17 protein-coding genes are annotated in these 19288 nt (G+C 58.2%); 11 read left to right on the forward strand and 6 right to left on the reverse strand.

Annotated elements, in window-relative coordinates:
* Positions 1–13 precede the first annotated feature (13 nt).
* Both H035_RS19100 and H035_RS0109845 read left to right on the forward strand, forming a co-directional pair.
* Entirely contained in the window at positions 14–550 is a 537-nt protein-coding gene (locus H035_RS19100; protein WP_161624020.1) for a TlpA family protein disulfide reductase, read from the forward strand.
* The gene (locus H035_RS0109845) at positions 547–1917 is read left to right on the forward strand and encodes a DUF2142 domain-containing protein (RefSeq protein WP_022948811.1); all 1371 of its coding nucleotides are present in this window, start codon (positions 547–549) and stop codon (positions 1915–1917) included. The genes H035_RS19100 and H035_RS0109845 overlap by 4 nt, the downstream gene beginning before the upstream one ends.
* A gap of 54 nt (positions 1918–1971) precedes the next feature.
* On the opposite strand, the gene H035_RS0109850 is transcribed toward H035_RS0109845, so the two are convergent.
* The 6 genes from H035_RS0109850 to H035_RS0109875 form a co-directional block, all read right to left on the reverse strand.
* Positions 1972–3048: a peptidylprolyl isomerase gene (locus H035_RS0109850; RefSeq protein WP_026596473.1), complete on the reverse strand. Its 1077-nt coding sequence runs from the start codon at positions 3046–3048 to the stop codon at positions 1972–1974.
* A complete protein-coding gene (locus H035_RS19105; RefSeq protein ID WP_200861540.1) occupies positions 2972–5509 on the reverse strand; it encodes a hypothetical protein in 2538 nt (845 codons plus the stop codon). Before H035_RS19105 ends, H035_RS0109850 begins: the two co-directional genes overlap by 77 nt.
* 58 nt (positions 5510–5567) lie before the next feature.
* Positions 5568–5864, reverse strand: coding sequence for a c-type cytochrome (locus H035_RS0109860; protein WP_026596474.1), 297 nt, complete (start codon positions 5862–5864; stop codon positions 5568–5570).
* Between the two features lie 72 nt (positions 5865–5936).
* Positions 5937–6206, reverse strand: coding sequence for a hypothetical protein (locus H035_RS19110; RefSeq protein WP_022948813.1), 270 nt, complete (start codon positions 6204–6206; stop codon positions 5937–5939).
* Between the two features lie 52 nt (positions 6207–6258).
* Positions 6259–6552 (reverse strand): hypothetical protein, encoded by a 294-nt coding sequence (locus H035_RS0109870; RefSeq protein WP_022948814.1) that lies wholly within the window; start codon positions 6550–6552, stop codon positions 6259–6261.
* Between the two features lie 61 nt (positions 6553–6613).
* Complete coding sequence (locus H035_RS0109875) at positions 6614–7897, reverse strand: DUF2325 domain-containing protein (protein ID WP_022948815.1); 1284 nt, start codon at positions 7895–7897, stop codon at positions 6614–6616.
* 442 nt (positions 7898–8339) lie between these two features.
* Here H035_RS0109875 and H035_RS0109885 point away from each other — a divergent pair, with 442 nt between their 5' ends.
* From H035_RS0109885 to H035_RS0109925, 9 genes are all read left to right on the forward strand, one after another.
* Positions 8340–9014: a DUF2490 domain-containing protein gene (locus H035_RS0109885; RefSeq protein WP_161624021.1), complete on the forward strand. Its 675-nt coding sequence runs from the start codon at positions 8340–8342 to the stop codon at positions 9012–9014.
* Between the two features lie 64 nt (positions 9015–9078).
* Complete coding sequence (locus H035_RS0109890; protein ID WP_026596475.1) at positions 9079–10455, forward strand: TolC family protein; 1377 nt, start codon at positions 9079–9081, stop codon at positions 10453–10455.
* The gene (locus H035_RS0109895) at positions 10452–11534 is read left to right on the forward strand and encodes an efflux RND transporter periplasmic adaptor subunit (RefSeq protein WP_022948819.1); all 1083 of its coding nucleotides are present in this window, start codon (positions 10452–10454) and stop codon (positions 11532–11534) included. Before H035_RS0109890 ends, H035_RS0109895 begins: the two co-directional genes overlap by 4 nt.
* Complete coding sequence (locus H035_RS0109900) at positions 11531–14746, forward strand: efflux RND transporter permease subunit (protein WP_022948820.1); 3216 nt, start codon at positions 11531–11533, stop codon at positions 14744–14746. Before H035_RS0109895 ends, H035_RS0109900 begins: the two co-directional genes overlap by 4 nt.
* A gap of 171 nt (positions 14747–14917) precedes the next feature.
* Entirely contained in the window at positions 14918–15166 is a 249-nt protein-coding gene (locus H035_RS0109905) for an OadG family protein (RefSeq protein ID WP_022948821.1), read from the forward strand.
* Between the two features lie 31 nt (positions 15167–15197).
* Positions 15198–16973, forward strand: coding sequence for a sodium-extruding oxaloacetate decarboxylase subunit alpha (gene oadA / locus H035_RS0109910; RefSeq protein WP_022948822.1), 1776 nt, complete (start codon positions 15198–15200; stop codon positions 16971–16973).
* A gap of 17 nt (positions 16974–16990) precedes the next feature.
* Complete coding sequence (locus H035_RS0109915) at positions 16991–18118, forward strand: sodium ion-translocating decarboxylase subunit beta (protein ID WP_022948823.1); 1128 nt, start codon at positions 16991–16993, stop codon at positions 18116–18118.
* Between the two features lie 23 nt (positions 18119–18141).
* Positions 18142–18597 (forward strand): PepSY-like domain-containing protein, encoded by a 456-nt coding sequence (locus H035_RS0109920; protein WP_022948824.1) that lies wholly within the window; start codon positions 18142–18144, stop codon positions 18595–18597.
* A 40-nt stretch (positions 18598–18637) separates the two neighbouring features.
* Positions 18638–19231 (forward strand): zinc ribbon domain-containing protein, encoded by a 594-nt coding sequence (locus H035_RS0109925; protein WP_022948825.1) that lies wholly within the window; start codon positions 18638–18640, stop codon positions 19229–19231.
* Positions 19232–19288: the final 57 nt, after the last annotated feature.

The raw sequence follows: 19288 nt of genomic DNA on the forward strand, positions 1-19288 counted from the left end.
CTGGATTTACTCAATGTCTACACACCCTCATGCGAGCAAAGGAGCTTGGATGCTCCTCGCCGGATGGCTGGTCTTGATGGGAGTTTTCCCCACCCTCGCCCAAGCAGCAACCGATGCCTCGGAGCTTCCGCGTTTGGTCCTTCCCGATCTCCAAGATCGGAACCGTCACCTTCTTGAGTGGTGCGGCAAGGTCATACTACTCAATTTTTGGGCCACTTGGTGCGGTCCCTGCCAGATCGAACTTCCCCATTTGGTAGAATATCAGCGCCGTTACGGTCGGCATGGACTTCAAGTGATCGGTGTCGGACTGGACCGGCCGGACAAACTCGAAAACGTGGTCCGCACTCTGGATATTCCCTATCCGGTGCTCCATATCTCCTCCCGACAGGGAGGGCGTTTGCTTCGACAGTGGGGCAATTCACAAGGCGTATTGCCCTACACGGTGGTGATCGACCGAAGCGGATCCATCGTCTTCACCCATATCGGCGTATTCGACGACGAAGCATTCGAATTCTTCGTAAAACCATTGCTTTCAACGGGATTGGAATGAAAGGGAAAATTTTTGATTGCAGTGTTTTATCCATCTACCTCATTCTGGCGACGGGTTTTACCGCCTTGCTGCTCATACTCATGCCGCCTTATCAGAATGCGGATGAATCCGCCCATTTCATGCGGGCGGACCACATCTCCCGAGGCGGCATCATCGGCCACCGGGACGGCAAAAGCAGCGGCGGCACCATCGACGCGGAACTGATGTTACTTGGGGGCGCCGTCCAAGGCATCCCCTTCCACACCGAGAATAAAATCAACGCCGAAGCCCTGAAAAGCGCTGCCCGGATTCATTGGAACGGCGCGACTTTCGATGCCTGGTTCCAGAACACGGCCCCCTATCCGCCAACCTTATATTTTCCGTCCGTATTATCGATATGGGTGGGCAAAGCATTGGACCTCAGCGTGCTCAACACTTTGCTCCTGGCACGGGCAACCAATGCCCTGACGACCATCACACTGGCCTGCGCAGCGATGTTTTTGGCGCGAGGCAAGACGCTCGCCTTCGCCGCGGTATTCCTGTTGCCCATGTCCGCCGCCCTTGCCGGAGCGGTCAGTCAAGACGGTCCTCTGCTCGGTCTCTCGGCCCTCTACGGTGCGTTAATCGCGAACGCCTTGCGAGGTCGGGGAGGTCTTAACGGTAAAGGGACTGTCTTCGCGGCCCTGGTCATAACCGCTGTCGTCATGGCCCGGCCCCCCTATGCGCCTGCCTTAATGCTTCTACCGCTGGCGGCTACGAATCCCCGCCACGGCTGGACGGCTGTGGCCGGTGCGCTAGCGGCGGTGGGTGGATGGTCCATGCTTGCGGCATCCGAGGCCGTGGTCGTCATGACTTTCCCGGAGGGAACGCCCAATCCGTCCGAACAATTGCAAACCATAGCGCTCCATCCGATCCAATCACTGGCGGTTTTGGCCAATACGGTGGACCAATATGGATGGCCCTGGGTGAAACAAATGATCGGTGTGCTCGGCTGGCTCGACACCCGCCTACCGCAATTCTTTTACATTGCCGCCTGCTCGATCGTGCTGTTGATCTGCGGCGTCACGTTCGAACAAGAGCCCCAATCTCGGCACCCGCGAAGCGTCGGCCTCGCCTTGGCGGCGATTGCACCCGCCATGATCGTGGGCATCATGGTCATTCAATATCTATACTGGAGCCAGTTGAACGCTCCGGTGGTTGCCGGAGTCCAGGGACGTTATTTTCTGCCGGTGCTGTTGATGCTGATTCCTTTTCTCCCGGGAATTAGAATCAAGGAGAACGGCGTGGCTCATACCGTGCTGATAGGAACCTTCGCCGGCTGGGCGTTGGTGACCATCGTGGTGACGGTTTGGGCCGTCGTGAATCGATATTATCTATCGGCCCCTTAACCAAACGTTGACCAGGCGCCGAAGAAAACCCTCCGGCGCCCCCTTCAGTCGAGGTCATTCCGATCGGGGCAACTGCCACCGCACCGAATGGCGATCCAGCAATCGGGCGGCATAGTCGGGAAACTTTTCCGCCAACATGGCCCGGCGCACGCGGTCCTCGATCGCAGCGAAGCGCTTTTGTTCACCCGGGCGCCGGTCGACGATCATAACCAAATGAAACCCCCGCGGCGTCTCGATCACCTCGCTGACGGTTTTGTCGGGCAAGGAGGCCAGCGCCTGTTCGATGGGAGGCATCCCGCTTCCCGCCGGCAACCAGCCCATATCGCCGGCATGCTCGCGGCCGTAAGAATCGACGCTGTATTTGGAGGCCAGTCGAAACAGACTTTCGCCGGCCAGAATTTTCCGCCGCAAGCGCTCGGCCAATTCGCGCGAATCCACCACGATCTGACCGATCCGACGGCGCTCGGGAACGCGCCCGATTGCCGGATGGTCCCGGTAATAGTCGCGCAGCACCGAGGCATCGGGAATCCATTCCTTTTCCTTGGTTTCCCTGAGCTTCTGGACCAAAAGTTCGCGCCGATAATCGCCGACCTGTTCTTCCACATCGATCCCCGCCGATCGGGCGGCTCGAGCCCATAAAGCGGTTTCGTCCAGATCGCCGAAGCGCTTTTCGAGGTCCGCCAAAGCATCGGATTTGAACGCCTCGTAGCGACGCGACACATACAACGCCCGCGCCGCCGCCAAAGCATTCAGATCGGTACCGAATTTTTGCCGCCACTGCTGCACCTGCTCCACGGGCACCTCGATACCGTCCCGCAGTTTTTGCAAATATCTTTGCGCCAAAAGGCCCGTTTCAAAGGTTTTCAATTCAAGCTGGATCCCGGGCGTTCGGTCCAACCCCAAACGTTCGGCCTCCAACAGCAACGCCTCGAAATGCACCAAACGCCGGAGCAAATCACCTCGCAGCCGCGCCTGTTCCTCCTCGCCCAGAGCAGGGATGCGGGTAGCGAACGGCGAGGATTTTAGCGCCTGCTCCAGCTGCGCGTCGGTGATCTCATGACCGCCCACCGTGACCAAGACTTGAGCCTGTCCGGGCATCAGAATGCCCAGCAACAGCGCCCAAAAGCTCATATACCTGTATTTCATGGTGAATGACGCCGTTCCAGATCAAAACCCGAGATACTGACGGGTTTCCGAATGTTCTGTCCGAAAACCCGCATTCGTCTAACGGGGGTGCTTGCCGCCCAAATCCGGTGCACTGGCGTGCATCCAAGCCACTGCGGCATCGAAGTCTTCCCCGATTTTCTTGTCCTTCCAGGTCAAGTCCACCGCCAATTTGGGCACGCCGTTGGCGTTGGTCTCGTGACAGGAAGCGCACTTGAGCGGTCCATGGCTGCCGTCCGGGTTGTACTGCGGTGCCTGCTTGTAGGTTGGTGTCCACCCGGGGGGTTACCGGAAAGAGGCCGTGGATCGACTGATGGCAAGCTTGGCAGGTGAGCCCCGCATGGCCCTTGGAATAACGCATCAAGCTGTATTTTCCGGGCTGATTGATGGGGAACGCCACCCCGCCCTGGCCTTCCACGAACGGGGGCGCATGGCAGTCGGCGCAATGGGGTTCGCCCGGCGACAGCCAGTAATCGCGGCCGTGACTGGCCGCTTCATAGGAAACCGCCGCCGCCCCGCTTGCTTCCTCAATCAACTGGAGGGATTCGGGATCGGCCTTGGGGTCGGCGGACAAGATGGTGACGTTCACATCCCCGTCTTCGTCCTTATGGATCAAAGGGTGCGCTCCCTGCATGGCAATGACCGCAATATCCGGCACCATCCGCTCCTTAGACCAGGTTAACAGAATGCCCGATTTGGCGGGAGAATCACGGCCGTTTTTATCCGGCACCACCTTGGGATCGAGATAGTTTTCGATCAATGCCTGCTCGCTCACTCCGATCGCCTTGGCGATCTCCAACAAGGATTTATCGCGAAGCGTTTCCCCTTCCTGCCGGAAAGCGTGGGTGATGCGGTCGCGCTGATAGAGTTCCCGCGACAATTGATTATGGCAATTGGTGCACCACAACCCCTTGCCGCCCTCGCCGTTGCCGATCTTGGAAACATTGGCCTGGAGCCATTGGCCGACGGCGTTCAGATGTTCCGGGGTTTCGACGCCGTCCTTATCCTTGCCGGGATTGGAATGCACGTCGCGGCTTGCGAAACACCCTCCTTTGGTGTCGCGGTTGTCGGCGTCGGCATAACGGTTTTTTCCTTCCGGGGTAATAGGGTAACTGTCCAGAGACCCATCCTGGCGATGTGCCGGATGGCAACCGGCGCAGGTGCCGGTTCGACCTTGGGAATCGGGCATCGGCCGGTTAGTCTGGTGGGCGTAATGAAGGGCCTCGCTCAAAGGCGGCAGGGGAATATCCCCGCTTACTTTATTGCCGGTCAAGGCTTCCGCGATTCCCTTGGATTCCAGCACCCCGATCACGTTGTCCGCATGACATTTTTGGCACAACACCGGGTCGCGTCCCAAACGGTTGTTGAGGGCGCGGCTGTCGGGATCGTATTGGGCGATGAAATCGGTGCCGTGCTTGGCGTCGTGGATCTGAAGAATGGAGATCGAAGTCGCTTTGAGGCCGGCGATATAATCGCTCGCCCCGAGCCCTTTCCAAAAGGCGAACTCGCGCTTATATAAGGGGTACTTGTCGCCGTTGGCGTTGTCGTTGGCATGACAGTTGGAGCAGTTGGGCACGTCGATGGGATTGGTGCCGATGAATTCGACCGGTTCGCCGCTATGGCTGTCGAGAATGGGCTTGCCGGTTTCGGCGTCCACCAAGCGGACCCAGGCTTCCTGATAGGGATGGATATCGCTTTCCACGATAGACAACGGGTTTTTGGTGACGGTGCTGTCGCTGAAGGGGGTCAACGGCAATCCCAGCGCCTCCCAAATCCCCGGATTGGTCAAGACGATGGGCACGTTATCCAGCACCGGCGACTTGGTGAACACGATGGTTCCCTCCTTGCCGCTGTAATGCAAATGCCCTCCTTTCATCGGACTGGGCACCGCCGCTCCCGCCGGGCCGTTGTCCAAGGGCACCGGAATTTCGATCCCCACCCGTTGCTTTTCTTTGTCCTTGCTGGTGCGTTTGGGGTTGCTGCCCTTCAAATCCTGATACACATAGAGATGGGTCCAATAGGCATTGCCGACGTTCTCGTCGGGGCCGTACTTGCCATCTCCGTTGACGTCGTAGGGAACGGTCCAATAATCGAGCTTGGCCCCTTCCGAATAGGTGTTGTCCACATGGCCGTATTCCAACTTCATGCGTTTATCCCCGTCCACCAACACGGTGGGGTCTTCGGGGTCGGAACCTAACAGTTGGGGCAGGTCGTATGGTCCTTTGGCGGTCTTGATGACCTGACTCTGGATTGAATTGTAAGGGGGCAGAACGCAACAGTAGGAAAAATCGAAGCCGGTACAGTGCATGCCCAGCTCGTAGCTGATGGTGATGTTGTAATCGTTTTTGGGCTTAGTGGCATTCGGTGCTGTAAAACCCCACCCCGAAATTATCAACCCCAGCACCAATGAAGGGACACGAACATTCATAGCAGCCTCCTTCACCCTTCCCCCGCCTTACTCAAAGACGGGGGAACAAGGTCGGTCATTACTTCAGGCTTTCATAATAGGCAGCGATATTTTCTATATCGGTTTCCGACAGGGATGCGACCATCGCCTTCATGATCGCGTGGTTGCGATCACCACTCTGGTAAGCCTTCATCGCACTGACCAGGTATTCGGCGTTCTGGCCGGCCAAATTGGGATAAGCAGGCTGGGTGGCCATGCCGTCGGCCCCATGGCAACCCGCGCAAGCGGCGACCTTTTCCTTGCCGGCATCGATGTCCGCCGCCTGGACACTCGACAGTATTCCCATCAAAGACACAGCCATGAACGTCATCTTCATGGTGCTTTCCTCATATCGGTTGATTGGAAAGCCAATCATACCCAAAATCCTCCGGGTTGCCCTAATCTTTAGCTATGTCCAATTCGCTTCTTTGAGTGAGCCGGGGTGATTTTCTCGGGCGCAGCATTCCCAATAGACCGCCAGCCCCCGATGAAGGCAGCGCACCTCCTGCTCCGGATAATCATTCGAATAGAGGCAGAGAGCCCGAAAATATTCACTGATCTCCCGCGCCAGATGGGGAGTGGGATCGTGAAAATAGCGCCGCACCAGCCGTCGAATCATGGTTTCGATATGGGATGAAGACAAATTTGCCAATGGATGCGAAATATAAACAGGACCCATTCATTCTCCTCTCAATTTGGTACTGCCTCACGCTTGCGATATTTTCGTCCGTTCAGTGTTTGGTAACGCCGATAGGCACTGTCTCGATGGGACCGACCAAGCGCTGCATGGACGATCGATAGGACAAGTGCACCCATTGACCGTGCAATTGTTCGAAAACCCCACGCCAATCCTTCAATTCTTCGCTGCACTCGGAATGCAGCAATACCCGTAGATGATTCTCCACTTTTTGAGCCAGAACCGGACAGGGTCTCAGGCTATAACAGGTCATCAGATGACTAATCACCGAAATCAGGGTGAGAAATTCAGGTTTTTCTCGACTTGAATCGCCTTGATGGTCGGTCATACATACCTCCTTTAAGTAGGTAGCAATGCAATATTTTTTTCTATGGGAATCGAAATCGACCCTAGGCCGGAATCAAAACCCGGCTATTACCCATATCATTCTTTGGCCCTATCTCATCAACGACCAATTTCCATAACCCTTCGACGAAGGCGGCCAGACTCGCCTTGGGCAGCAGCAGAAAAGGCTTGCCTCGTCGGCGGCATTCGCGCTTGATCCGCCTCACCGCATCGTGGCTGACATGATCGAGGGGACACAGCACCCAATCGGCTCGAGTGAGTAGTGCATCCAGATAGACACGATTGTCCTCCTTTCCGCCGTCATGACAGATCAATTCACCGCGACAACGCTCCACTAAGGTCCGAAAACAGGCCCATTGGCGATGCCGGCCTCCCACATAAAGGACCCGGCGACCGGACAAGTCGATGGCGGCATCTCCCACTGCACGATCGGCCCCTTCTTCTAAAAATCGCTCCAAGACAGCATTCAAATATTCATGCTCCTTGCTCAAGGTTGCCAACTGTTCCTTCAATTGCCGCTCCCGCTCATGGGCAGTCTCTGCCGCATGTTTCCAGCGGGCGGATTCGGATACCGCACGTTCACAGCGGTTTACAAGCTTGCCCAGGCTTGTCATCGCATCGTCCAATCGGCGACACAGGCGGTTGTTCTCGCTACCGCTTTCTATATGCTGGAGACGCCACTCGGCTGCCTTTAATCGGCGCTTGACCTCCATGGAATCGTCCAATTGATGGCGCAGTTGGGAGATTTCCCGGTCCTTTGCTTGAAGACGGCGCTGGAATTCCCGGCAAGACTGGCTCATCTCCTTCTCCAGTCTTGGCACTTGGCGCTTAAGCTGGACCAAACGCTGCATATCAATCCGCATCGAAGCCCCGTTCAAATGGGAAAGCATGTGGATTTCGCCAAACAGCCGGAACATGAGCGACTCCGAGGCACAGGGATGAGTGACCGCTGCCCAGAAAGCCCCGGCGATATCGCCTTCGGCAAAGGCCTTCTCCCACAATTGAGTCAATGCCGCTAAATCTTTTGCCTTTTTGAACTCCTTTAGGATCTGATCGTATTTCCGATCCAGATATTTCTGCACCAGTTTAGCCAAAGGGGAGGATTTGCCGATCAAAGTGACGAACGAACAGTGGAGCTCGTAGTCACTGACCCCCTGCGGGACCCCCAACCGGGCCTTACGACAAAGCTTGCGTAGCTCCTCCAAGGTCAGGCAGGTGCCGGCAATACTGCAATGGAATCGGTGCTCGAGTTGCCACAGTTTTTTGCGTTGGGAAGGAAATCCAAGGTTTGTCGTTGTCGATTCCAACCGTGCAACCGATGCAGTCATAATGGTACCTCCTTCTCATCAATCCTTGAATACAAATGATAATGATTATTTTTTGTATATCAAGCCGAATTTACGACTCCTGACCTTCAGTATCCCCGACACATCAAAGGATGAATCTATTCAAAGAAAACAACCCTGCCGCTACGGTATGTGATGATTCTTACTACAATACCGATTGGCTACGAAGCCGATAAATGTAAAAATTCAGCGATTGTCCCGCTCGGTAACGGAAAAAATGACGGAAAAAATGGAGGACATGATGACGAACCCGCCGGGAACGAATTTGGATTCCAAAGCGTGGCCTGAAGAGGCGAATCCTAGAGAAAATAACGGTTCAAATTCGACACGAATAAATTGGGTTTGCTGGAGACGGGTCCGAAGCACGACTCTTCAGAAGGGAATGGGCTCAAAGCTATGGGTATTGCTTTGGTTTGGTTTAGGAATGCTGACGGCCAGCACAGCGTACGCCGCCGACAACGCCTTTTTCGGCTGGTACGGCGTCTCCGCCCACGGGAGGTTGGACAAGCTTTCGCCGGCCCTGGAAAATTTCAGCTGGAGTGTCTTGAACCAGGCACGCTTCAGTCATCATGCCCAGGAAAAGTTTGCCAACAATTCCAACCGGCTTGCCGAATACTTGCTTTTCATCCAATTCAATTATCACTTCAACGACCAGTTGCATGTGGGGCTGGGCTATACCCGCGACTGGCTCGACACCTTCAATGAAAACCGTGCCTACGAGGAAATCGGCTGGCAATCGGAGCCGTTCGAATGGGGCCGGTTGATGACGCGCACCCGGCTGGAACAGCGGGTTCATGACAACGCCAAAAACCGCAACGTCGGCTGGCGGGTGCGGGAGCTGGTCCAGTGGAGCTACCCCCTTCCGGGGCTGCCCAGGGTTGCTTTGGTCCTCAACGACGAAGTGATGTGGTATCTCAATTCCAGCCGATGGCGCAGCGACGGCTTTGCCGAAAACCGCGTCTTCGGCGGCTTCAACTTCCGGATTCTTCCCGATATTCAACTCACTATGGGATATCTGAACCAGTTCGTGCGCAAGGAAACTTCGAAGCAAAGTCAGCTCAACCACGCTTTGTTCACCAACCTGGATTTCAGCTTCTGATTATGCAGAATCTCTAATACAAATCCTCACTCTAGGGAAAAATATTGGCTGCCGGACCGATACCATGAAATGCCTTCAATGCTTTGTGACGGTCATGCTGATGCTGGGTAGCGGAATAGCCGCAGCCGAATCGGTCGGACCGGCGGCTCGCGGCGAGCTTCCCGCACATCCCTTGACTCTGCAACAGGCCATTGATCTGGCCATCCAGCGCAATCCCGACATGCATGTGGCGCAGGCTCGAATCGAGACCGCCCGCGCCCGCATGCAGGAGGTTCAGGCGGCCTTTTTCCCCCATCTCCAGGCGGGTCTCGGCTATACCGCGTCCAACGATCCCAGCCGTGCCTTCGGTATGATCGTGGCCCAACGTCGCTTCGATTTCAGCATGGACATCAATGAGCCGGGTTATATCAAAGATTTCCGGCCCGAGATCGGGGCAAGCTGGTCGCTGTTCCGCGGCGGACAGGACTATTTCACCCGGCAGGCGGCGAAACTCGGCCTGGATGCCCAAAAGGCCCGCAAAAACGCCGTCCACGGCACCCTTCGCGCCGCTGTCAGTAGCGCTTTCTACGCGCTGTTGGAAGCCCCTCAACAAATCGAGGTGGCCCGACGCACGCTGACCGCCATCGGCAGAGAACTGGAGCACGTCCGCTCTCGCCGAGAGCAAGGCATGGCGCTGAAATCCGATGTCCTCTCCCTGGAGGTTCGATTGAATCAAGCCGAGGCGGCGGAAATCCGGGCCCGGAACGCGGAAGAAGCCGCTCGGACCGCCTTGCGTGCATTACTCGCCGCCCCGGCGGACAGCTCATTGAAAGCCAATCCCACCGATGTCGCCGAACCGCCCGCTGCCCCGGGAAAATTCAGCGACTGGCTCGATCAAGCCCGGCGTCACCGTCCCGAACTTCAGGCCGCGGAAAAGAACGTGGCGGCCAAGGAAAAGGCGCTTCTGGCCGCGCGCGGCGCTCGCCTGCCACGCGTCGATGCGTTCGCCGTGTACGGTCAAAACAGCAAGAAACCCCACTTCTCCACCGATAAAGACAATGTCACCGTGGGGGTTCGGGCCGAAATCGATCTGTTTTCCGGCGGCGCGATCACGGCGCGGATCGAGCAGGCCCAACGACAGCTGGAAGAAGCCCGCGCCCTCAATCAGAAAATCCACTTGCAAGTGGAACGGGAGGTCAAACAGGCCTGGCTGACGCTTCGGGAAGCCCTGGCGCAACTGAATGTCGCCCGCGCCGAAGTCGCCGCCGGCGAGGAAGCCCTGCGTCTGGTCCGTGAACAATACCGCGGCGGCACCGCGACGGTCACCCGCTATCTCAACGCCGAAACCGACGCCGCCAGCGCGCAACTCCATCTGATCTCCGCCCGTTTCAACACCCTTACCGCCCAAGCCGAGATGCAACGCGCGACCGGCATGGGGATCGCTCAGGAGCCTTCGTCATGACCTCCCGTAAACGTTTCTCCGGCAAACTGATCCTCGTGCCTCTCGTCGTGCTCGCCGTGGCCCTTCTGCTTTTTTATCTGCAAGGTGGCTTTTCCCGCAAGACCCCTCCCGGACAGACCGAGGTATCGCCCCCCCCGGCCAAAGGGGAAATCGTTGCCGTCACGCGGGAAACCTTACCCATCCGCTTGAGCTGGCCGGCCACGGTCGTCTCCCACACCGTCGCCCGGATCGCCCCCAAATTTCCCGGCCGTATCCTTGAAATCACCGTCAGACCGGGGGATTCGGTTCAAGCGGGACAACTGTTGGTACAACTGAACGCCAGCCAAATCCGAGCCCAGTGGCAGGCGGCCCAAGCCGCCCTCGCTTCCGCGCGGGCGCAGGCCGAACGGGCGGAAGCCGACGCCCGCCGACTCCGCAATCTATATGCCCAAGAAGCCGCCACCCGTCAGGATCTCGACGCCGCCCTGGCCGCCGAGCGGAGTACCCGAGCCCAAGTGGAGGCGGCGCGCCATCGCGTCGAAGCCATCCGCGCCCAACTGCAAGAAACCGAACTCAAGGCACCGTTCGCCGGCAACGTGATCGAACGCCGCGCCGATCCCGGCGACATGGGCCTTCCGGGCCAACCCATCCTGGTGCTTCAGGACCCCGACCGGTTGCAAGTAGAAACGGCGGTTCCGGAACGTTGCCTCGGAGGTTCGAAGGTGGGCGACCCGCTGGCGGTGGAAATCCCCGGCGCCCAACTGAAACTCACCGCCCGCATCACCGAAAGAGCCGCGGCCGCCGACCCCTTGACCCACACGGTTCTGGTGAAGGCAATCTTGCCCGCCCACCGGTCGATCACCCCGGGCGCGTTCGCCTGGGCACGTCAGGCGTGCGGAAAGCGCGAGGCCCTATTACTGCCCGCCACCGCCGTCCGCCGCGTCGGCCAGCTGGAAGAAGTCACCCGGGTTAAAAACGGAGTCGTCCAGGTCCGGCTGGTGCGAACCGGTCAGCGCCACGACAATCGGGTGGAGATCTTGTCCGGCCTGCAAGCGGGCGACCGAGTTCTAATGCCGTCGGCAAGGGCGGAGGCAGAATGAACGCCGAGCAAAACCTGGGCTTTATCGCCCGGATCGTCGAACTGTTCATCACTTCCCGTCTGTCGCCGCTGATCCTCATCGCTTCCTTGCTGATGGGCATGGCGGCGCTGCTTCTGACCCCGCGCGAGGAAGAACCCCAGATCGTGGTGCCGGTGATGGACGTGTTCGTGGAAGCGCCGGGCGCCTCGGCGGACGAAGTGGAAAAACTCGTGGCCACGCCGCTGGAGCAAAAGCTTTGGGAGATTCCGGGGGTGGAATACGCCTATTCCATGTCGATGCCGGGACGGGCCGTGGCCACGGTGCGCTATTACGTGGGCGAGGACCGCGAGGACAGCTTGCTCAAGACTTGGAGCAAGCTGATGTCCAACCAAGACTTGATCCCGCCCTTCGTCTCCGGCTGGACGGTCAAACCGGTGGAAATCGACGACGTTCCCATCGTCCTGTTGACTCTGTCTTCCCCCGATCCGGCTTATGGGGGCTACGAATTGCGCCGCATCGCCGAGGAATTGGTGGATAAAATCGGCACCGTGGAAAACACCGGCAAGATCTGGATCAGCGGCGGGGAAAGGCGCACTTTGCGGATCTATCCGAATCCGGCCAAGCTCGCCGCCCATCAGGTGACGTTACTGGAACTGATTCGAACGCTCCAAGCCGCCAACCTGAACCTTCAAGCCGGGGAGTTCGATCTCTCCGACCGCCGCCTGCGCCTGGAAGCCGGCCCCTTCATCCGAACCCTGGCGCAGGCGGAATCCATCGTGATCGCCCAGCACGGCGGACGTCCGGTCTATTTGCGCGAAGTGGCCCGTTTGGAAGACGGACCGGCGGAGACGGACACTTATACGCGCATCGGTTTCGGTCCTCAAGCCGGCCGCAGCGAAATCATCGCCGGCCCCGAAGCCAGCGCCGGCGAAAGCGGTCCCGCAGTCACCATCGCCGTCCCCAAGCGGCGCGGCGCCAACGCTGTGACCGTGGCCCGCGCGGTGATCGATCAAGTGAAATCTCTCCACGACCGGGTCATTCCCTCCCAAGTGACGGTCACGGTCACTCGCGATTACGGCCGAACCGCCAACGACAAAGTCAATGAACTGGTCCAAAATCTGGTGGTGGCCATCCTCCTCGTGGTCACCGTGCTGGCCATCATTTTGGGCCTGCGCGAGGCATTCGTGGTGGCCATCGCCGTACCGGTCACCTTCGGCGTGACTCTGTTCATGGATCTCCTATTCGACTACACCATTAACCGCGTCACTTTGTTCGCCTTGGTTTTATCTTTGGGGCTCTTGGTCGACGATCCCATCGTCAATATGGAAAACATCTACCGCCACTTCAAAATGCGCCGCCAACCGCCCTTGCCGGCCGCCTTGACCGCGGTGGACGAAGTGCTGCCTCCCACCATCTTCACCACCCTGACCGCCATCGTCTCTTTTTTGCCCATGGCCTTCATCACCGGCATGATGGGACCCTACATGGGCCCCATGGCCTTCAACGTCCCGGTGGCCCTGACCGTTTCCACCTTTGTGGCGATCACCATCACACCGTGGATCAGCTATCGCCTGCTCAAAGGAGACTACGGCAAAAAGGAAGAGGAATCTTTCGATCTTGAACGTACCTGGATTTATCGAGTCTATCGCGCCCTTCTGGCGCCTTTACTTAAAACGCCTCGGCACGCCGGTCTATTTCTGCTGGCGGTGGCGATTCTGTTTCTGCTCTCCTGTCTCCTGGTGGTCTTCAAGGTGCCGCTGAAACTCTTGCCGTTCGACAACAAAAGCGAACTGCAATTGGTGATCGATATGCCTCGCGGGACCACTCTGGAAACGACCGACGCGGTCACCCGGGATCTGGAGGCCTATCTGGCCACGGTCAACGAGATCACCGACTTCAGTGCCTATGTGGGGCTCGCCTCCCCTATGGACTTCAACGCCATGGCCCGGCGCTATTATTTGCGCCGCGGCGCCCATCAAAGCGACATCCGGATCAACTTGGTTCACAAGCTCGACCGCGATCAACAATCCCATCAGATCGCATTGCGCATTCGGCCCGCCGTCGAGCGCATCGCCGCCCGCCACGGCGCCAATGTCAAAATCGTGGAAACCCCGCCCGGCCCGCCGGTACTCTCCACCGTGGTGGCCGAAGTTTACGGTCCGCCGGGAGGCTCGTATGCCGACCTCGTCGTCAACACGAAGAAAGTCCGGCAGGAGTTCGATAAGCTCGACATCCTGGTGGATGTGGATGATTTCGTGGATGCCCCCCAAACCCTCTTGCACTACCATCTGGATCAATCCAAAGCGGCGCTCCACGGCATTACCGTCCAGCAGACGGCGAAGACTTTGGCGGCGGCCCTCGACGGCGCGCAGATAGGCATTCTGCACGCCGATGGCGAGCGTTTTCCCGCCTCTATCTTGGTCCGCCTGACTCGTCCCCTCCGCTCGGTTCCCGAGACCCTCCTGACCTTGCGGGTACGCGCCCAAGACGGCCATCTGATTCCCCTGGGGGAAGTGGGGCACTTTGAGCGCGAAGCACAGCCGACGACTCGCTTCCATAAGAATTTGCAACCGGTCAACTACGTCGTCGCCGAACTCGCCGGCCATGCCCCGGTGGAGGCGGTCATCGCTTTAACCCGCGCCTTCAACGAGCGTCCCCTGCCGGAAGGCTACGATGTCACCCTGCGCGGAGAAGGCGAATGGAAAATCACCGTGGATGTGTTTCGCGATCTGGGAATCGGCTTCGGCGCCGCCTTATTGCTGATTTATGTCTTGTTGGTGATTCAGACCAATTCTTTAGGGATGCCGGGAGTGATCATGCTCGCCATTCCCCTGACCATCATCGGCATCATGCCCGGCTTCTGGCTCTTGAACATGCTCCCGGAACCGATCGGGCCCTACCCCAACCCGGTTTTTTTCACCGCCACCGCTATGATCGGGATGATTGCCTTGGCCGGCATCGTGGTGCGTAATTCCATTTTATTGATCGATTTCACCGAACGGCTTCGCAGCCAAGGCCGATCCTTGCGCGAAGCGCTGATCGAAGCCGGCGCGGTGCGTTTTCGGCCGATTCTCCTGACCGCATTCACCACCTTGTCCGGCGCCGTGGTCATGACGCTGGACCCCATCTTCTCGGGACTGGCGTGGAGCTTCATCTTTGGCATCTTCGCCTCCACTTCCTTTACTTTATTAGTGATTCCGGTGGTTTATTGGTTGTTGTCCAGAACCCGGTAGAATTCTCGCCTGATTCCTGTCCGTCAACACTTTTTTCGATTTCAGGAAAGTCCGCTGGAACGCATGTCGGAAACTTTCGCCGCGGTGTATTTTTGTCCGGCAAAATGCTAGATTGATGGGTTTGTAATATTTCCCAAGCCCAAAAAACCAGTAAGAACAAAAGGTTGACAAATGGCCGATCTATTCGATAGCGGGATCGAACTGATGCTCATCGGGATGGGCATCGTATTCCTGTTCCTGGGATTGCTGGTGGCGACCGTCAACGGAATGTCCCGAATCATTTGCCGCTGGTTTCCGGACCAACCACCGCCGACACCCTCTCGCCCTTTCCGGACCGCCGCCGCCCAAGCCGAGAAAGGAGATATCGTCGCCGCCATCGGCGCCGCGATACACCGCTATCGGACCGAACACCGCAATTGACCCAACCCAGCTCTCGAGGAGTCCCCCCATCATGACCAAGCGTTTAGGCATTACCGAAGTCGTATTGCGCGACGCCCATCAGTCGCTGTTAGCCACCCGCTTCCGACTTGAAGATATGCTGCCCATTTGTTCCAAGCTGGACCAAGTCGGTTTCTGGTCCTTGGAGGTCTGGGGCGGTGCCACCTTCGACGCATGTATCCGTTATTTGGGCGAAGACCCGTGGGAACGGCTGCGGGCCTTCAAACAGGCGCTCCCCAACACCCCCCTGCAAATGCTGCTGCGCGGCCAGAATTTGCTCGGCTACCGCCATTACGCCGACGACGTGGTGGACGCTTTCGTGGAGCGGGCCGCCGCCGGCGGAATCGACGTATTCCGCATTTTCGACGCCCTCAACGACCTGCGCAACATCGAACACGCGGTCAAGGCCGTCGTCGCCGCCGGCAAGCACGCCCAGGGCACCATGTCCTATACCATCAGCCCGGTGCATACCGTCGACACCTGGGTGGACCTGGGCAGACGCTTGGAGGATCTGGGCGCCCACTCGGTCTGCATCAAGGACATGGCGGGACTGCTCAGCCCGCACGTGGCCACCGAACTGGTGGGCCGCCTGAAAAAAAGCCTGGATATCCCGGTCCATCTTCATTGTCATGCCACCACCGGCCTGAGTGTGGCCACTTTTTACGCCGCCGCCGAAGCCGGGATCGACAACCTCGACACCGCGGTTTCCTCCATGAGCATGACCTACAGCCACAGCCCCACGGAAACCATGATCGCCATCTTTCAGGGCCACGCGCGCGATACCGGGCTGGACCTGGAACGGGTGGAAGAAATCGGTCTTTATTTCCGCGAGGTGCGGAAAAAATACGCCCAATTCGAAGGCGCGCTCAAGGGGGTCGACAGCCGCATTCTCGTGGCCCAGGTACCCGGCGGCATGCTCACCAATATGGAAAATCAGCTCAAAGAGCAAAATGCCTCCGACAAGCTGGACCAGGTGCTCAAAGAGATCCCCCGGGTGCGAAAAGACCTGGGCTACATTCCCCTGGTGACACCGTCTTCCCAAATCGTCGGCACCCAAGCGGTCATCAACGTGCTTTCCGGAGAACGTTACAAGACCATCACCAAGGAAGTTCAGGCACTGCTGAAGGGCGAGTACGGCGCCACCCCCGCTCCGGTCAACGAGGAACTGCAACAGCGGGCCCTCCAGGGAGAAGCCCCCATCAGCCACCGCCCGGCGGATCAACTCGCCCCGGAAATGGAGAAATTGACCGAAGAGTTGACCCAACTGGCCCGGGAACATAACGTTCAATTGGCCGACCATGCCATCGAAGACGTCTTGATCTACGCCCTTTTCCCGCAAATCGGTTGGAAATTTCTCCAGGAACGCGGCAATTCGGAGGCATTCGAACCGCGGCCGCAGGAGGAAGCCGCCTCCCCGGCGCCAACCGCCCCGAGCGCCGCGCCGCCGGCCAACGCTCCGGCCAGCTATAAGGTCGTGGTCAATCAAAAGGTTTATCACGTGGAAGTGGCTCCCCACGGAGCGGTCACCTCCATCCAGCCAACCGCCGAGCCTGCCGCGCAAGGCGCCAGCCAAGGCGGAGCCCAGATCACCGCCCCGATGGCCGGCACGATCCTCAAAGTCAACGTCAGTCCGGGAGATAACGTGCAAGAAGGGGATCTGGTCTTGGTCATGGAGGCCATGAAGATGGAAACCGAAATCCACGCCAAGCAAGGCGGAACCGTGCAAACGGTTCGAGTCAAGGAAGGGGATGCGGTCGCGGTGGACGACGTATTGATTATTTTGGATTGAGGGCAAAGGAACGCAGCATGGAAAACCTCGGTTTACTCTGGGAAAGCACGGGCCTGGCCAATTTCACCATCGGCCAAGCGTCGATGATCGGCGTCGGCCTGCTGCTCCTGTATCTGGCCATTCGCAAAGGCTTCGAGCCGCTGTTGCTGATCCCGATCGGCTTCGGCGCGGTCCTCAGCAACATTCCGGTGGCGGAGATCTCCGGGGAAGGCGGAATCCTGTATTATCTTTACTACGGCATCAAGACCGGCGTCTTTCCTTTGTTGATCTTCATGGGCGTGGGCGCGCTGACCGACTTCGGACCCATGCTCGCCAATCCCCGCACCTTGTTTCTGGGGGGAGCGGCCCAATTCGGCATCTTCGGCACCCTCCTCGGCGCCATCGCCCTCAACTTCATTCCCGGCCTGGATTTTAACCTCAAAGATGCGGCCGCCATCGCCATCATCGGCGGCGCGGACGGTCCCACCTCGATCTATGTCGCTTCACGCCTGTCACCGGAGTTGCTCGGGGCGATCGCGGTGGCCTCTTACTCCTACATGGCCTTGGTCCCCTTGATCCAACCACCGATCATTCGGTTGTTGACCACGGAGAAGGAGCGGCAAATCGAAATGCCCCAAATGCGCGCGGTCAGTCAAAGGGAGAAAATCGTGTTCCCCCTCCTATTGATCCTCCTCGCCGCGCTGTTACTGCCGTCGGCCGCCCCCCTGATCGGGATGTTCGCCCTGGGCAATCTGATGCGCGAATGCGGCGTGGTGGAACGGCTCAGTCGAACCACCCAGAATGAACTGATCAACATCGTGACCATTTTCCTGGGACTGTCGGTGGGTTCCAAGCTCAATGCGGCCAGTTTCCTGCGCCTGGAAACCCTGGGAATATTGGTGCTCGGCGCCATCGCCTTCGCCCTCGGAACCGCCACCGGTATCCTCATGGCCAAGCTCATGAATCGCCTGGGCAAGGTCCCCATCAACCCCCTTTTAGGAGCGGCGGGCGTCTCGGCCGTGCCCATGGCGGCCCGCGTCGCCAACAAAGTCGGTTTGGAAAGCAACCCCCACAATTTTCTTTTGATGCATGCCATGGGTCCCAACGTGGCGGGCGTCATCGGATCTGCCGTGGCGGCAGGAATTCTGTTAGCATTGGTTCACTGATCCCCGCTAAGGAGGTGATTGCCATGCGTACCCTAATCTTTGCCGCATTATTCGGCTTGAGCACCTCTGTTCTTGCAGAGGAACTTCGCTTCGAAGACTTGCCGAAAAGCGTTCAAGAAGCATTCGAGCAGACCCACCCCAACGCCCGTGACGTGGAAGTGGAGAAGGAAGCCGAGGAATACGGCGAACCCCTCTATGAAATCGAGTTCGAGGCCGACGGCGTTGAATACGAAGCCTTCTATCACACCGACGGGAGCTTTTTCGGCTATGAACGCGAATTTCCCCGCGGTTTATTGCCTCAAGCGGTCAAGGACTCGATCGAGAAAAGGTTTCCCCAGGGGGAAATACAAGCCGCCGAAGTGGTGGTCAACGCGGAAGACGAGCCTCTGGCCTATGCAGTGAAAATCAAGGACAACGGCGAGGAATGGGAAGCCTATTTCAATGCCGACGGCTCTTTCATCAATCAACTGAAAGATTGAATCGGACGCCGACGGAATCCAACGCAAGGGAGGTTTCTTCATGTCCAGCCAATGGCAAAAACCGCTTCAATCCTTGGTCGCGATGATCGCCACCTGGATATTGGGAATGCTGGTCGCCCAAATTCCCGTCTTCGCCCATCCCCTGGTGGCGAATTTATCCTTGGCCGAAGCGGTTCTCTACCTGACCCAGTTCGCCCTCCTCGTCCTGTTTTTCATTCTGGGCCGTCAAATCAGCGCGGCCTTGCCGGAAAACGGCAAAACTGCTTCGTTTCTGCGAGCGATTCTTGCCCCGCTGGTCGTCTTGATCATCCTGGGCCTGGGTCAGGAGACGTTGCTGAATCTGACTTCTCCTTATCTCTCCGTCACCGGCGAACGATTGTTGATTGTGGCGTTCTGGCTGGCCATCCTGGTCAGCGCAGGGTGGCTGATTTGGCTCTGCTATACCCATGCCTCGAAATTGGTGGCGGGCATCATCGCTCTGGTCGACAAACTTCGACACTGGCGTCACCAAATCCGCACCTGCCCCGGGTGCGGCGCTCACTTGAAAGAGGACTTTCCTTACTGCCCCTACTGCGGCGCTCCCTTGCAGACAGGGCATTCGGAACCCTCCCCGGGAACCACTCGCGAGCCTTAACCGCCTTTTCGACAAAGCTTGGGGCTGGGGGTACAATCGACAGGGCTACTGATAAAA

Source organism: Methylohalobius crimeensis 10Ki, from assembly GCF_000421465.1.
GTDB classification, from domain to species: Bacteria; Pseudomonadota; Gammaproteobacteria; order Methylococcales; family Methylothermaceae; genus Methylohalobius; species Methylohalobius crimeensis.

Coding starts and splice junctions, on each gene's coding strand:
- H035_RS0109925 (WP_022948825.1), top strand. CDS start 18,638: ATGTCCAGCCAATGGCAAAAACCGCTTCAATCCTTGGTCGCGATGATC.
- H035_RS19105 (WP_200861540.1), bottom strand. CDS start 5,509: ATGAATGTTCGTGTCCCTTCATTGGTGCTGGGGTTGATAATTTCGGGG.
- H035_RS0109860 (WP_026596474.1), bottom strand. CDS start 5,864: ATGAAGATGACGTTCATGGCTGTGTCTTTGATGGGAATACTGTCGAGT.
- H035_RS0109900 (WP_022948820.1), top strand. CDS start 11,531: ATGAACGCCGAGCAAAACCTGGGCTTTATCGCCCGGATCGTCGAACTG.
- H035_RS0109890 (WP_026596475.1), top strand. CDS start 9,079: ATGAAATGCCTTCAATGCTTTGTGACGGTCATGCTGATGCTGGGTAGC.
- H035_RS0109845 (WP_022948811.1), top strand. CDS start 547: ATGAAAGGGAAAATTTTTGATTGCAGTGTTTTATCCATCTACCTCATT.
- H035_RS0109885 (WP_161624021.1), top strand. CDS start 8,340: ATGCTGACGGCCAGCACAGCGTACGCCGCCGACAACGCCTTTTTCGGC.
- H035_RS0109905 (WP_022948821.1), top strand. CDS start 14,918: ATGGCCGATCTATTCGATAGCGGGATCGAACTGATGCTCATCGGGATG.
- H035_RS0109850 (WP_026596473.1), bottom strand. CDS start 3,048: ATGAGCTTTTGGGCGCTGTTGCTGGGCATTCTGATGCCCGGACAGGCT.
- H035_RS0109915 (WP_022948823.1), top strand. CDS start 16,991: ATGGAAAACCTCGGTTTACTCTGGGAAAGCACGGGCCTGGCCAATTTC.
- H035_RS19100 (WP_161624020.1), top strand. CDS start 14: ATGTCTACACACCCTCATGCGAGCAAAGGAGCTTGGATGCTCCTCGCC.
- H035_RS0109870 (WP_022948814.1), bottom strand. CDS start 6,552: ATGACCGACCATCAAGGCGATTCAAGTCGAGAAAAACCTGAATTTCTC.
- H035_RS0109875 (WP_022948815.1), bottom strand. CDS start 7,897: ATGACTGCATCGGTTGCACGGTTGGAATCGACAACGACAAACCTTGGA.
- oadA (WP_022948822.1), top strand. CDS start 15,198: ATGACCAAGCGTTTAGGCATTACCGAAGTCGTATTGCGCGACGCCCAT.
- H035_RS19110 (WP_022948813.1), bottom strand. CDS start 6,206: ATGGGTCCTGTTTATATTTCGCATCCATTGGCAAATTTGTCTTCATCC.
- H035_RS0109920 (WP_022948824.1), top strand. CDS start 18,142: ATGCGTACCCTAATCTTTGCCGCATTATTCGGCTTGAGCACCTCTGTT.
- H035_RS0109895 (WP_022948819.1), top strand. CDS start 10,452: ATGACCTCCCGTAAACGTTTCTCCGGCAAACTGATCCTCGTGCCTCTC.